Origin of the sequence: Pseudomonas sp. KK18, assembly GCF_037094675.1 — a bacterium.
GTDB lineage: Bacteria > Pseudomonadota > Gammaproteobacteria > Pseudomonadales > Pseudomonadaceae > Aquipseudomonas.
The window spans coordinates 3,152,969-3,167,165 of sequence record NZ_CP146605.1; the positions used below are offsets into that span (position 1 = coordinate 3,152,969).

Below are 14,197 nucleotides of genomic sequence, written 5' to 3' on the forward strand. Positions count from 1 at the left end.
GAACCATTCGTATCGGTATGCGATTTTTAGTGGTCGAATTTCGCGATTTCGTGTAGAAATATCGCCACGCTTGATCGACCTGACCGCGAGTTCGCCATGTCCGAAGAACGCAACAGCTTGCACAACCAATCCCTGGAAAAAGGCCTGTCGGTGCTCAAGGCATTCAGCGCCCAGCGCCGCAGCATGAGCCTTGCAGAGGTGGCCGAGGCCGCCGGCATGACCAAAAGCTCGGCCCAGCGCATGGTGTTTACCCTCGAGAGCCTGGGTTACCTTCGGAAACACTCGCGCACCCGTCATTACCAACTCACACCACGGGTGCTGGAGTTGGGCTTCAGTTATCTGGATGCGCATTCGCTGATTGAAGTGGCCAACCCGTTCCTCTCGGAATTGACCCGCCTGACCGGAGAAACCTCGTGCCTGACCGAGCCTGCGGGTTACGACATGACGTATATCGCGCGGTTTGTCAGCTCCGGCTTCGTGCCGGTACACATGCCGATTGGCTCGCGGGTGCCGATGTATTGCACGGCGTCGGGCCGGGCGTATCTGAGTGCGTTGCCGCAGGATGAGGCGCTGGCGTTGATCGAGCACAGCCAGCGGGTGGCGCATACCAGCCAGACGTTGACGGACGTCGACAGGATCATGGAGTCGTTGCAGCAGGTGCGCGAGCAGGGCTATGCGGTGAATGGCCAGGAACTGTTCCTGGGGGACATGACCATCGGCGCGCCGGTGCTGGGGGCGAACGGTCGGCCGGTGGCGGCGGTGCATGTGGTGGCGCCGACCAGTCGCTGGAGCCGGGCGGATGCAGAGAAGCAGTTGGCGCCGGCGTTGTTGCAGTGCTCAAGGGCGTTGAGCAATTCGGCGCGTAACCTGGAGTAACCCGCTCTCAAGAACACAGCAAATCCAAAATGTGGGAGCGGGCTTGCTCGCGAATGCGGTGTATCAGTCGCCAGATGCAGTGACTGGCACACCGCATTCGCGAGCAAGCCCGCTCCCACATTTTGATCTTCATCATTCTTTGAGATTGGTGTGAGCCCCAACAAAAAATGCGCCCCTGAGGGCGCATTTTTTTGTTCGGTCAACTATCGCCTGTCAGGCAATCGCATCCCAGGCACGGTCACCGTTCTCGTCTTTGATCCGAGTCGGCAAGCCCATCACGTCCAGCGCCTTCAGGAACGGCTCAGCCGGCAGTTCCTCGACGTTGGCCATGTGCTTCACGTCCCACTCACCACGGGCAACCAGCAGCGCTGCGGCTACCGGCGGTACGCCGGCGGTGTAGGAAATACCCTGGCTGTCGGTCTCGGCGAAGGCTTCTTCGTGGCAGGCCACGTTGTAGATGAACAGCTCGCGTGGCTGGCCATCCTTGGTGCCCTTGACCAGGTCGCCGATGCAGGTCTTGCCGGTGTAGCCAGGCGCCAGCGACGACGGGTCGGGCAGCACGGCCTTGACCAGTTTCAGCGGCACGACTTCCAGGCCTTCGGCGGTGGTGACCGGTTTTTCGGAGAGCAGGCCGAGGTTTTTCAGCACGGTGAACACGTTGATGTAGTGTTCGCCGAAGCTCATCCAGAAACGCACATTGGGCACGTCGAGGTTTTTCGACAGCGAGTGCACTTCATCGTGGCCGGTCAGGTACAGGTTCTGCGAACCGACCACAGGCAGGTCGTCGGTGCGTTTGACTTCGAACATGGTGTTGCTGGTCCACTGGCTGTTCTGCCAGCTCCACACCTGTCCGGTGAATTCGCGGAAGTTGATTTCCGGGTCGAAATTGGTGGCGAAATATTTGCCATGGGAGCCGGCATTGACGTCGAGAATGTCGATCGAATCAATGCGGTCGAAATGCTTTTGTTGCGCCAGCGCTGCATAAGCGTTGACCACACCCGGGTCGAAGCCCACGCCAAGGATGGCCGTGATGTTCTTCTGTTTGCACTCTTCCAGGTGGTTCCATTCGTAGTTGCCGTACCACGGCGGGGTCTCGCAGACCTTGCCCGGCTCTTCGTGGATGGCGGTGTCGAGGTACGCCACGCCGGTGTCGATGCAGGCACGCAATACCGACATGTTGAGGAACGCGGAACCGACGTTGATGACGATCTGCGATTCAGTCTCGCGGATCAGTGCCTTGGTCGCTTCCACGTCCAAAGCGTTCAGCGCGAAGGCCTGGATGTCGGCGGGTACCTTGAGGCTACCCTTGGCCTTGACGCTGTCGATGATGGCCTGGCATTTGGAGATGTTGCGCGACGCGATAGCAATACGACCGAGTTCGTCGTTGTGCTGCGCGCACTTGTGGGCCACCACCTTGGCGACACCTCCTGCACCAATGATAAGAACGTTCTTTTTCAATTGCTTTATCTCTCCTTTATCTGTCCGCTTTACGAAAGGCTGGACAGGTAGTCGTCGTAACCAAATTCACGAACCACTTCGACTGTACCGTCGAGTTGTTTCACTACGATGGACGGCATTTTCAGGCCGTTGAACCAGTTTTTCTTGACCATGGTGTAGCCTGCCGTGTCGATGAACGACAGTCGATCGCCGATGGCCAGCGGCTGATCAAATTGGTACTCACCGAAGATGTCCCCGGCCAGGCACGACTTGCCGCACACCATGTAGGTGTGTTCGCCATTGCTTGGCGCCAGCTTGGCGTTGAGGCGATAGATCAGCAGGTCCAGCAGGTGGGCTTCGATGGAGCTGTCTACCACGGCGAGGTTCTTGCCGTTGTAGAGGGTGTCGAGCACGGTCACTTCCAGGGAGGCGCTGTTGGTGATCGCCGCTTCGCCGGGTTCCAGGTACACCTGCACGTCGTACTTCTGCGAGAACGCCTTGAGGCGCTGGCAGAAGGCGTCGATGGCATAGCCTTCACCGGTGAAGTGGATGCCGCCGCCGAGGCTGACCCAGTTGACCTTGTGCAGCAGCGCGCCGAAGCGTTCTTCGATGGTGTTGAGCATCTGGTCGAACAGGTTGAAATCACCGTTCTCGCAGTTGTTGTGGAACATGAAACCGGAGATTTGCTCGATCACACCTTCGATCTTCACCGGGTCCCACTCGCCCAGGCGGCTGAACGGGCGCGCCGGGTCGGCCAGCAGGTAGTCGGAGCTGCTCACTTGCGGGTTGACGCGCAGGCCACGGGTCTTGCCTTCGCTGCGCTCGGCAAAGCGCTGCAGCTGGCTGATGGAGTTGAAGATGATCTTGTCGCAGTTGTCGAGCATCTCTTCGATTTCATCGTCGGCCCAGGCCACGCTGTAGGCGTGGGCTTCACCTTCGAACTTCTGGCGACCCAGCTTGAGCTCGTACAGCGACGACGAGGTGGTGCCGTCCATGTATTCCTGCATCAGGTCGAACACCGACCAGGTGGCGAAGCATTTGAGGGCCAGAAGAGCCTTGGCGCCGGACTGTTCGCGCACGTAGGCGATCTTCTGCATGTTGACCAGAAGCTTCTGTTTGTCGATGAGGTAGTACGGCGTTTTGATCATTTTCAGAGCCTGCGGCGGTGCCTGCCAAAAAAGGACACGCATTGTGCCCGCACTTGGGACAGATCGAAAGGTTAGTCAGCGGAATTTGCTGGCCCGGTTATAAGCTGGCCTGTGAATATGACAGCCCGTAGGTATGATGAGCCGCTTTGATAACGGACCACGGCTTGGGCGACGAGAGGTGAGAATGGACGCATGGACGCTGCATTGGCTGGAAGCTTCGGGGAGCCTGGCGCAGTTTCGCCCGGAGTTGATCCGAGAATTTGAGGTTGCCTACGAGGCAATCGCGCAACTGCTGCCGCCGCCGCGGCTGGACATTCTGATCCAGCGGTTGCCGGGGGAGACCCTTCCGGAACTCGGCCTGGTGGGCCGTGCTTATCGCAGCACGATGTTCAGCATGACCCTTGATCCCGATAACCCGAATTTCCTCACCAGCCTGCAAAGCGGTGCATTGCGTCGACACGTGGTGCATGAGGTGCACCATTGCCTGCGCATGGCGGGCCCCGGTTATGGCTGGACGCTGGGGGAGGCGATGGTCAGTGAGGGCCTGGCCGGGCAGTTTGTGCGGCAGGTGCTGGGCAGTGAGCCGGAGTTGTGGGAGCGGGCGCTTGCCCCCCAGGAACTGCTGAGTGCCCCGGTAGACCGCCAGCTTCTCGAGGCCACGTATTACGACCACAGCGAATGGTTCTTTGGTACCGGCGCGCGGCCAAGATGGCTGGGGTACACGCTGGGCTACCAGATGGTGGAAACCTGGCTGGCAACGCAGGGCGACGTGGACGCCGCCACATGGGTCAATGTACCCGCCCAAGACATACTCGCCAACGCCGCCAAAGCGGGGTTGGTGGCCTGACTTTGAAATACAAGCCCACCAAACAACCCCTATCCCCTGTGGGAGCTGTCGAGCCTCAGCGAGGCTGCGAAGGCGGCGGCACAGCCGATAAATAAGCTGCCTGACACACCGCTATCGCAGCCTCGCTAAAGCTCGACAGCTCCCACATGACAAAAACGCACCCACACTGACATTAAACCGTCATCTCCCCCGAACGTATTCAGGCCGGTTGTCGTTGATCACCTGCATGAAGCCTCCTGATCAATTAATGATTTAGCGTGGGTTGCATGTTCGTCCTGTACCGGCTCAAACCCGCAGCGCAGATAAAAGCTTGCGCCCTCGTGGGTGTCGGTAGACAGGCGCACGACATGGAAGGATTGCGCAGCGCGTGCCAAAAGCTGGCCCACCAACGCTTTGCCCACCTGGCGTCCCCTTGATGCCCGTGCGACGTACACCCGGCGCAGCCTGCCAACCTCCGGACCGGCGTAAGGGTCATGGGACAAACCGCCAACGGCGATCAACTGCCCGTTGCTGAATACGCCCAAAAGACATTCGCCTGGCTGGTCGAATCGGTTGGCGCCGTTGTGCCACTCTGCAACGAGTCGCGTGAGAAACCTGAACCCTTCGGCGACGGCTTCTGCTTCCAATACCAGGATCTCTTCGGGCAACGCCGAGAGGGTGCGTATCGACAAACCGTCCTCTGATTCAGCCACTGCGATTCTCCAGATCCAGCCAAGCGGCCTTGGAGTCAACGCAGGAGTGCTCCTGCTTGCCAGGCAAGAGCGGCGTATCGAGTGTAGCGATTGCTATCGAGACCCAGTCTGGGTAAACACCATTGATATCGGACCAGAACATCGACGAGCCGCAGCGTGAGCAAAACTCACGAAACACACCCTCGGAAGATTCATAAGCCTTGAGCGTTTGCAGCGAAGACTCGATGTGCACCGACGATTTCGGAGCACTCGCGTATGTCGCGAAGGCGGAGCCATGACTCTTTTGGCATTTTTTGCAGTGGCAATGCGTCACAGCTTTCAGCGGTGTCGATACTCGGTAGCTGACCGCGCCGCACAGGCAGCTACCCTGGTGAAGTCCTTCCATGTTGATTCAATCCCAAGCTCAATGGAGTGACTATACCGCTCTCCCATGAGCCTTGAGCAAGTCCGGTTTTCGGTATCACGTATTGGTCTTCAACTTGGTCCACAACCGAGTGGCCAGCCGCGCAATCGCTGGCGGCAGGTCCTCCACGATAAACAGCTTGTCCATCACGCTTTTCGGCGGGTAGATCGCCAGGTCTTGCTTCACCTCAGGGGTCACCAGCTCATCCGCCGCGCTGTTGGGGTTGGCGTAGTGGATGCTGTTGCTAATGTTGGCAATCACCTTGGGCTCCAGCAGGTAATTCATATAGGCATAGCCGTTTTTCTCGTGCGGTGCACCCTTGGGCATCACCACCATGTCCAGCCACAATGTCGAGCCCTCGTCCGGGATCGAGTAGGCGATGCTGATACCGTTTTTCGCTTCCCTGGCGCTGGCGGCTGCCTGTACCACGTCGCCGTTAAAGCCGATCACTGCGCAGATATTGCCGTTCGCCAGGTCGCTGATGTACTTGGAGGCATGGAAGTACTGGATGTAGGGGCGGATTTTCAACAGCGCCTGCTCGGCCTTTTTGTAGTCGGCCGGTTCGTGGCTGTGGTGCGGCAGGCCCAGGTAGTTGAGGGTGATCGGCAGGATCTGCGTGGGGTTGTCGATAATCGCCACGCCGCAGGCGCTGAGTTTCTTGATGTTGTTTTCATCAAAGAACAGGCTCCAGGAATGGGTGACGTCGGTGGTGCCGAAGATCGCCTTGATCTTCTCGACGTTGTAGCCAATCCCCGCCGTGCCCCACATGTACGGGAAGCCGTACTGGTTGCCCGGGTCGTTGGTCTCCAGCTTTTTCATCAGCAACGGGTCGAGGTTTTTCCAGTTGGGCAGTTGGCTTCGGTCGAGCTTCTGGATCGCCCCGGCCTTGATCAGCCGCGAGAGGAAGTGGTTGGACGGGCTCACCACGTCATAACCGGTATTGCCGGTCATCAGCTTGGATTCCAGCACTTCATTGCTGTCGTGAATGTCGTAGGTCGCCTTGATCCCGGTCGCTTTGGTAAAACTGGTCAAGGTGTCATCGGCGATGTAGCCGTTCCAGTTGGAAATGTTCACTTCTTCGGCGGCGTACACAGCCGGCGGGAGCGCGCTGAGGATGACCGCCAGGGACAGACTGTTGATGTGCATGTGAATCACCTTTATCGAGGTTTCTTGTTCTAGATTTCTGTCCGCGCTCGAACCGTTTCCACGCCCATACGCAGCATGGCACCGATGTCGAACAACGGCCGGGGTGGCAGCCAGCCGGGCTGTGCCCTGTGCATCACAGAGTGCAGGAGCGAGGAAGTCTGGCCCGACGCCCACTCGGCCAGCAGTCGACCCCACAGCGTGCCGCGGGCCACGCCTGAACCGTTGCAGCCCGCGACGGCATACAGGTTGCTTTCGACCCGCGCGAAATACGGTTGGCCGCTGCGGGAGGCGCTCAAGTGGCCGGTCCAGGTGTAGTGGATGTCTTGTTCGGTCAGCCACGGGAAGCGTCGCTGCAAGCCCTTTACATGGTGTTGGCGCCGGTGCAACAGGTCGCCGTTGGACAAGTCCTGGGTGCGGTACTCCGCTGTGTTGCGGATCATCACCCGATGGTCCGGTGTCAGGCGCACCGTGGCACCCAGTGGCCGCGTGGACAGCACGCCCCACGGTTCCACTGCGCCGATCCGGCGGTATTCCTCATCGCTGAGAGGGCGGGTGAGGCTGGCGCTGAGTTCCATCGGGAACGTCGCACTGGCCTCAAGGCCCACCCGTGGAATAAAGGCGTTGAGGCACACCAGCACCTGGCCGGCTTCAATGCAGGCGTCCAGGCCGTCGGCGCGAATGCCGCCATTGGCCATGCGCTCAAGGCCGGTGATGTCGGTGTTCTCATAAAGCGTCACGTTGTCCGGCAGCGCTTCGAGCAAACCCTTCACATACTTCGCCGGTTGCAGCAAGGCGTTGCCGTGGCCGCACCAGATGGCGGCCTGGTAATGCTCGGTGCCGAGTGTCTGCGCGAGTGCGGCACCTTGCAGGAACTGCGCTGAAGCACCCGCGGCACGCAAGGTCGCCAACTTGGCATCCACATGCGCAAGCTTGTCGCGATCGTGCACGGCGAAGTAGTAGCCGCTGTCCCGAAAGTCGCAGTCGATGGCATGGCGGGCGATGCGCTCGCGCACTTCATCGCTGGCTGCGCGGGAGATCGCGGTGTCCACCTCAAAGTCAGCGAAGCCTGCGTTGCCCATCAGTTCACTTGCAGCGGGATGCTCATGGGCCACCACAAAACCGGAATTACGCGCTGAGGCACCTTGGGCGGCGCGCTGGCGGTCGACGATCACGATGCGCGCCTCGGGGTGCATCTCGGCCAGGTTGTGGGCCGCACACAAACCGGTGATGCCGGCGCCGATCACCAGCCAGTCGGCTTTTTGTAGGCCGGTGAGTCGGTCCCGGGCGGGGAGGCTTTCAGTCTGGGCAATCCAGCCACATGTGTTTTCCATGAAGATCCTCGGCTGTATGCGTTGCTGGCATAAATAAGTTCGGGCTGCAGCTGGAATCTATAGGGCCTGCGGTGATACAACCAACGTTATAAAATCATCCAGCCATTCGGAAAACGCATGGATAACATCCGTCACGTGCCTTCGCTGCAGGGCCTTCAGGCGTTGGTTGAAGTCAGCGACTGCGCGAGCTTCACCGTGGCTGCGCAGAAGCTGTGCCTGACCCAAAGCGCGGTGAGCCGCAAAATCCAGCAACTGGAAAGCCATTTCGGCGTGCCGATGTTCACCCGGACCAGCCGCAGCCTGCGCCTGACCTCCGAAGGTGAGCAGGTGCTGGCCAGTGCCCGGAGCATCCTGGCGCAACTGAAGGGGCTGGAGGATCGGCTCTCGCCTCGTAAACGTCCGTTTCGCATCCGCCTGCATGTGTCGCTGGCGGTGCGCTGGCTGCTGCCCAAGCTCAGCGATTTCTATCGCAACCATCCCGATATTTCCCTGGCAATCGAGACCGTCGCCACCGAGGTGGTCGAGCCGGCGAGTGACAGCGATGCCTACATCCTTTACCTGCCCAAGCCCGACAACGATCCTGCGCGGCTGACCTTGTTCCACGAATCATTGGTGCCGGTCTGCGCGCCGGGTTTGGGGCCACTGGCTTCCGTGGAACAGCTCGAACACTTTGCGCTGCTGCATCGTTCAGCCGACAAGCAGGACTGGATGACCTGGCTGGCGGCCAATGGCGCGCGGTCGCTGGACGACTACCGGCATATCCCGTTCAACCTTGACGAATTGGCGCTGGATGCCGCCGCGCGCGGGCTTGGGGTGGCGATGACGGATCTGACGCTGGCGGCCGAGTCGATCGAACGGGGTGTGTTGGTGGTGCCGTTTGGTCAGCCGCTGGTGACCGGCGGAGTGTATGCATTGTGCTTGCAGTCATCGGCGGCGTCACACCCAGGCTGCGTGCTCATCATGCAGTGGTTTGGTCAGCAGGCGCGGCATGCTAACGTCACGTCTTGACTCTCTATCGCCAGCCCATCCATGAAAATGCCCGATATCGACGCCATCCAGGCGTTCGTCCTGGTCGCCGAACTCAAGAGCTTTACCCGCGCTGCCGATGCCATCGGCGGCACCCAGGCGGCTATCAGCCTGAAGATAAAACGCCTCGAAGAAAGCCTTGGCCGCAAGCTGCTGGAGCGCACGCCGCGACGGGTCACGCTGTCGGCCCATGGCCAGATGTTTTTGGCCAGCGCCCGCCGCTTGCTGGACAACTACCAGGATGCGATGAATTGTTTTGGCCCGCAGAAACGCACCTTGCGCGTGGGCGTCAGCCACCACATTGTCGGCGCCGATCTCAGCCTGTGGCTGCGACGTTTGGCGACCACCGACCCGGACGTGATCGTGGCGTTCAGCCTCGGCACCTCGCGGGATATGTTGATGAACTACGAGCAGGGCAAGCTGGATGTGGCGATGATCCTGCGGCACGACAACCGTCGCCAGGACGGCGAAGTGGTGGGCATCGAACGCTTTGGCTGGATGGCTTCCCACGACTTCGAATTGCGCCAGGGCGGGGCGTTGCCCCTGGCGATCCAGCCGGAACCCTGCGGCATGCGCAGCATGGTGATGGCAGCGCTGGCCGAGCAGAACCGTGCCTGGGAAGAGGCGTTCGTGGGCAGCGGGATCCTGGCGATCGGCGCTGCAGTGGTGGCGGGAATTGGCATCGGCGCGATGGTTGGGCGAATGGCGCCCAGTGGCTGCGTTGACGTGGAGCAGCGTTTCGACCTGCCGCCGCTGCCCAGTCGTGAAGTGGTGCTGTATACGGCGCAGCGGGACTCTCAGGCGCAAGCGTTGATCCGCACCTTGAGCGCCGATATTCCCGCCGATTGAACTAGAAAATCAGACGCCCGGCCCAGGCCATCAGCAGCGCCAGGCTGCCGATGCCGAGGAGTGTGAGCCCAAGGGCTACGAAGTGAACGAGGAGGGTGGTCAGTGGCTGCTGCTGTTCCATGTGGGGGCTTCCTTGGGGCTTGGGAAGCAAAAGTATGCTGAGCGGCCGGGCACCGAAACAGACGCCGCCAGCTATTTCAGTGATAAGCAAAACGAAGGCCCACCCACTCCCGTGCGCATGGAGCGTGAGCGCCGCGCGATCACTTAAGCCTGGGCGGTGCATTTCATCATGAGTGGAACTTGTGATCATCTAAAATAAAATGAGTTTGTCTCACTATCACTCGATCCCGACAATGGCTCCCATACAAACACATTGGAGCTTTACGTCATGGCTGTTGCCCATTCCCTTGGATTCCCGCGCATTGGTCGCGATCGTGAACTGAAAAAAGCGCAGGAAGCGTTTTGGAAGGGCGAGCTCGACGAAGCCGGCCTGCGCGCCGTAGGTCGTGAACTGCGCAAGACGCACTGGGACCTGCAAAAGAAGGCCGGCATCGAACTGTTGCCCGCCGGTGACTTCGCCTGGTACGACCAGGTACTGACTCACTCGCTGATGTTCGGTGTGATCCCCGAGCGTTTCCGCCCGGCCGACGGCAAAGCCACCCTGCACACCCTGTTCGGTATGGCCCGTGGCGTCAGTGACAACTGCTGCGGCGGTGCCCACGCCCAGGAAATGACCAAGTGGTTCGACACCAACTATCACTACCTGGTCCCTGAATTCAGCGCCGACCAGCAATTCCAGCTGGGTTGGGAGCAACTGTTCGAAGAGGTCAAGGAAGCCCGTGACCTCGGCCACACCGTCAAGCCGGTCGTCATCGGCCCGCTGACCTATCTGTGGCTGGGCAAGGCCAAGGGCGGTGATTTCGACAAACTCGACCTGCTGGACCGCCTCCTGCCGCTGTACGGCCAGATCTTCCAGCGCCTGGCGGACCTGGGCGTGGAATGGGTGCAGATCGACGAGCCGATCCTGGTGCTGGACCTGCCGCAGGATTGGAAAAACGCCTTCGAGCGTGCCTACAACCTGATCCAGCGCGACCCGCTGAAGAAGCTGGTGGCCACCTATTTTGGCGGCCTGGAAGAGAACCTCGGCCTGGCAGCCAACCTGCCGGTGGACGGCCTGCACATCGACCTGGTGCGTGCACCGGATCAGTACCCGACCATCCTCGATCGCCTGCCGGCTTATAAGGTGCTGTCCCTGGGCGTGGTCAACGGCCGTAACGTTTGGCGCTGCGACCTGGAAAAAGCCCTGGCCACCTTGCAGCATGCTCATGAGCGCCTGGGGGATCGCCTGTGGGTGGCGCCATCCTGCTCGTTGCTGCACAGCCCGGTGGACCTGGACCGGGAAGACAAACTGGATGCCGAGCTGAAAAGCTGGCTGGCGTTTGCCGTGCAGAAGTGCGAAGAAGTGGCGGTGCTGGCCCAGGCCGTGAACCAGCCTGAAGCGCCGAACGTGATCGCCGCCCTGGCCGAAAGCCGTGCCGTGCAGGCGGCCCGTGCCGCTTCGCCGCGTATCCACAAGCCGGCGGTGCAAGCCCGTGTGGCGGCGATCACCGCCAAGGACAGCCAGCGTGACTCGCTGTTTGCCCAACGTATCGAGAAACAGCGTGCCGGCCTGAACCTGCCGCTGTTCCCGACCACCACCATCGGTTCGTTCCCGCAAACCGCCTCGATCCGCCTGGCTCGCCAGTCCTACAAGGCCGGCAAGTTGAGCGAAGCCGAATACGTCGAAGCCATGCACAGCGAGATCCGCCACGCTGTCGAAGTGCAGGAAAACCTTGGCCTGGACGTGCTGGTGCATGGTGAAGCCGAGCGTAACGACATGGTCGAATACTTCGCCGAACAGTTGGACGGTTATGTATTTACCCGCTTCGGCTGGGTGCAGAGCTACGGTTCCCGTTGTGTGAAACCGGCGGTGATTTTCGGTGACCTGAGTCGTCCGAAAGCCATGACCGTGGAGTGGATTCGCTACGCCCAGGGCCTTACCAACAAGGTGATGAAGGGCATGCTGACCGGCCCGGTGACCATGCTGATGTGGTCGTTCCCCCGTGAAGACGTGAGCCGCGAAGAACAGGCGCGGCAACTCGCCCTGGCGATTCGTGACGAAGTGGTGGATCTGGAAGCCGCCGGGATCAAGATCGTGCAGATCGACGAAGCCGCGTTCCGCGAAGGCTTGCCGTTGCGCCAGGCGCAGTGGAAGGAATACCTGGATTGGGCCACTGAAGTGTTCCGCCTGTGCGCCTCCGGCGTGCGTGACGAAACCCAGATCCACACCCACATGTGCTACAGCGAATTCAACGATGTGATCGAGTCTATCGCGGCGATGGATGCCGACGTGATCACCATCGAAACCTCGCGCTCGGACATGGAACTGCTGGAGGCATTCGAAGCCTTCGCTTACCCGAACGACATTGGCCCAGGTGTGTATGACATCCACTCGCCACGGGTGCCGGATGCCTCGGAAATGGCCAACCTGCTGCGCAAGGCAGCCAAACGCATCCCGGCCGAACGCCTGTGGGTCAACCCGGATTGCGGCCTGAAAACCCGTGGCTGGCCGGAGACTGAAGCGGCGCTGATTCACATGGTGACTGCGGCGCGTCAACTGCGGGCCGAACTGGCCTGATCCAGACACCCGGAATCAAACGCCGGGTGAAGATCAAAAATGTGGGAGCGGGCTTGCTCGCGAATACGGAGTATCAGCCGCTGGAGATGTCGACTGACCCACCGCATTCGCGAGCAAGCCCGCTCCCACATTGGGTCACCGGCGTTATCAAAATCATGAAATTGCCAGCATTACCCCGCGCAGACTAGAATGCGATCAATTCTTAATTACGCTTGGGCCCCACCGCCCGGCGCGCCCCGGTGATCGGCATGTCGTCTCCCCTCAATCTGCATATCCAGGACCTGTACTGCGAACACCATGGATGGTTGCACCGTTGGCTGGACCGCAAGCTGGGCAACGCCAGCGATGCCGCCGACCTGGCCCATGACACGTTCATGCGCCTGCTCACCCGGCAAACCACCGGCAACCTGGGCGCCGAGCCACGGGCATTGCTGACCCATATCGCCAAGGGCCTGATGATCGACAGCTGGCGCCGCCAGGAAGTGGAACGCGCCTATCTGGAAACCATCGCCCACCTGCCCGAACAGCATGTACCTTCGCCGGAAACCCGCTGGCTGATCCTCGAAGCGCTGTACCGCATTGAGGCGATGCTGCGGGATCTGCCGGAAAAAACCCGCCAGGCCTTCCTGATGTCGCAGATCGACGGCCTGACCTATCAGCAGATTGCCGATGCCCTGGGTGTGTCGCTGATTTCGGTCAAACGCTACATGCGCGATGCCTTCCTGGCCTGCCTGAGCGTGGCATGAGCCAGTCGATTGATCCGTTGATCCTCGGTGAAGCCGCCGACTGGATGGTGCAGTTGCAGTCCGGCAGCGCCACCGATGAGGACCGCCGCGCCATCGCCCAATGGCAGGGCCGCAGCGCCCAGCATGCCCAGGCCTGGCAACGGGCGCAGGCTATTCTGGGGGACTTCAACAGCGTGCCGGCGGCGATTGCCGGCGATACCTTGAAGCGCATCGGGCGCAAAAAATCCCTCGGCCGACGCCAGGCGCTCGGATTGTTGCTGGCGGCCGGCCCGGCGGCCTGGCTGGCGTATCGGCAGGTGCCGTGGCAGCAGTGGACCGCCGACCAGCACACGGCCATCGGCGAACAAAGGAACCTCACCTTGCCCGACGGCACACGCTTGCTGATCAACACCGGCAGCTCGCTGAATATCGCGTTCTCCGAGCAGGTGCGGCGTATCGAGCTGATCAAGGGCGAAGTGCTGATCACCACCGCCAAGGATTCGGCCCATCGCCCGTTCATCGTCCAGACCCGCCACGGTACCGCCAGGGCCTTGGGCACCCGATTCAGCGTGCGGGTGGGTGAGCAGGCAAGCCGAGTGGCCGTGACCGAAGGCGCGGTGGAGTTGCTGGCGGTGCATGCCGGCCAGGGGGTGATCGTCAAGGCGGGCGAGCAGGGCGCCTTCAGTGTTGACCGGGTAGCCGCCGTCGAGCCGCTGGACGTCAGCACCCTGACCTGGGAGAACGGCATGCTGCTGGCCCAGCATATGCGCCTGGCGGACCTGCTGGATGAGCTGGGGCGTTATCGCGCCGGCGTATTGCGCTGCCATGCCTCGGTTGCCGACCTCACGGTGTCGGGTGCGTTTCCCCTGCGCGATACCGATGCCAGCCTGCACCTGTTGCAGGAAACCTTGCCGGTCAAGGTCAGCAGCCTGACCGGGTATTGGGTGACGGTCGAGCCGCGCTGATCTTTTTCAACTTTCGCTGATACCTTTTTCGTGGTCGCCCGGTGTAGGGGAGAACCCTCAACATTGCTCCGCGCC

13 protein-coding genes are annotated in these 14,197 nt (G+C 60.9%); 7 read left to right on the forward strand and 6 right to left on the reverse strand.

Annotation, left to right across the window (positions count from 1 at the left end; all coding sequences use genetic code 11):
• Positions 1 to 96 precede the first annotated feature (96 nt).
• Complete coding sequence (locus tag V6607_RS14360) at positions 97 to 876, forward strand: IclR family transcriptional regulator (protein WP_003211410.1); 780 nt, start codon at positions 97 to 99, stop codon at positions 874 to 876.
• A gap of 213 nt (positions 877 to 1,089) precedes the next feature.
• Here V6607_RS14360 and V6607_RS14365 read toward each other — a convergent pair whose 3' ends face one another.
• Positions 1,090 to 2,334 (reverse strand): saccharopine dehydrogenase family protein, encoded by a 1,245-nt coding sequence (locus tag V6607_RS14365; RefSeq protein ID WP_003211412.1) that lies wholly within the window; start codon positions 2,332 to 2,334, stop codon positions 1,090 to 1,092.
• Positions 2,335 to 2,363: 29 nt separating this feature from the next.
• Complete coding sequence (locus V6607_RS14370) at positions 2,364 to 3,461, reverse strand: carboxynorspermidine decarboxylase (RefSeq protein WP_003211413.1); 1,098 nt, start codon at positions 3,459 to 3,461, stop codon at positions 2,364 to 2,366.
• 184 nt (positions 3,462 to 3,645) lie between these two features.
• On the opposite strand from V6607_RS14370, the gene V6607_RS14375 reads away from it, so the two are divergent.
• Complete coding sequence (locus V6607_RS14375; RefSeq protein ID WP_134326360.1) at positions 3,646 to 4,308, forward strand: DUF2268 domain-containing putative Zn-dependent protease; 663 nt, start codon at positions 3,646 to 3,648, stop codon at positions 4,306 to 4,308.
• 218 nt (positions 4,309 to 4,526) lie between these two features.
• Here V6607_RS14375 and V6607_RS14380 read toward each other — a convergent pair whose 3' ends face one another.
• From V6607_RS14380 to V6607_RS14395, 4 genes are all read right to left on the reverse strand, one after another.
• The gene (locus V6607_RS14380; protein ID WP_134326361.1) at positions 4,527 to 5,000 is read right to left on the reverse strand and encodes a GNAT family N-acetyltransferase; all 474 of its coding nucleotides are present in this window, start codon (positions 4,998 to 5,000) and stop codon (positions 4,527 to 4,529) included.
• A complete protein-coding gene (locus V6607_RS14385) occupies positions 4,993 to 5,385 on the reverse strand; it encodes a GFA family protein (RefSeq protein ID WP_003210231.1) in 393 nt (130 codons plus the stop codon). The genes V6607_RS14380 and V6607_RS14385 overlap by 8 nt, the downstream gene beginning before the upstream one ends.
• Positions 5,386 to 5,460: 75 nt before the next feature.
• Positions 5,461 to 6,549 carry a polyamine ABC transporter substrate-binding protein gene (locus V6607_RS14390; RefSeq protein WP_338743957.1) on the reverse strand — a complete coding sequence of 363 codons (1,089 nt, stop codon included), beginning with the start codon at positions 6,547 to 6,549 and terminating at the stop codon, positions 5,461 to 5,463.
• A 29-nt stretch (positions 6,550 to 6,578) separates the two neighbouring features.
• A complete protein-coding gene (locus V6607_RS14395) occupies positions 6,579 to 7,880 on the reverse strand; it encodes an FAD-dependent oxidoreductase (protein WP_134326362.1) in 1,302 nt (433 codons plus the stop codon).
• Between the two features lie 117 nt (positions 7,881 to 7,997).
• On the opposite strand from V6607_RS14395, the gene V6607_RS14400 reads away from it, so the two are divergent.
• The 5 genes from V6607_RS14400 (at position 7,998) to V6607_RS14420 (ending at position 14,122) form a co-directional block, all read left to right on the forward strand.
• Entirely contained in the window at positions 7,998 to 8,888 is an 891-nt protein-coding gene (locus V6607_RS14400; protein ID WP_003210225.1) for a LysR substrate-binding domain-containing protein, read from the forward strand.
• 21 nt (positions 8,889 to 8,909) lie between these two features.
• Complete coding sequence (locus V6607_RS14405) at positions 8,910 to 9,755, forward strand: LysR family transcriptional regulator (RefSeq protein ID WP_003210222.1); 846 nt, start codon at positions 8,910 to 8,912, stop codon at positions 9,753 to 9,755.
• Between the two features lie 388 nt (positions 9,756 to 10,143).
• The gene (gene metE / locus V6607_RS14410) at positions 10,144 to 12,432 is read left to right on the forward strand and encodes a 5-methyltetrahydropteroyltriglutamate--homocysteine S-methyltransferase (RefSeq protein ID WP_134326363.1); all 2,289 of its coding nucleotides are present in this window, start codon (positions 10,144 to 10,146) and stop codon (positions 12,430 to 12,432) included.
• Positions 12,433 to 12,680: 248 nt separating this feature from the next.
• A complete protein-coding gene (locus tag V6607_RS14415) occupies positions 12,681 to 13,178 on the forward strand; it encodes a sigma-70 family RNA polymerase sigma factor (protein WP_102606001.1) in 498 nt (165 codons plus the stop codon).
• Complete coding sequence (locus tag V6607_RS14420; RefSeq protein WP_134326364.1) at positions 13,175 to 14,122, forward strand: FecR domain-containing protein; 948 nt, start codon at positions 13,175 to 13,177, stop codon at positions 14,120 to 14,122. Before V6607_RS14415 ends, V6607_RS14420 begins: the two co-directional genes overlap by 4 nt.
• Positions 14,123 to 14,197: the final 75 nt, after the last annotated feature.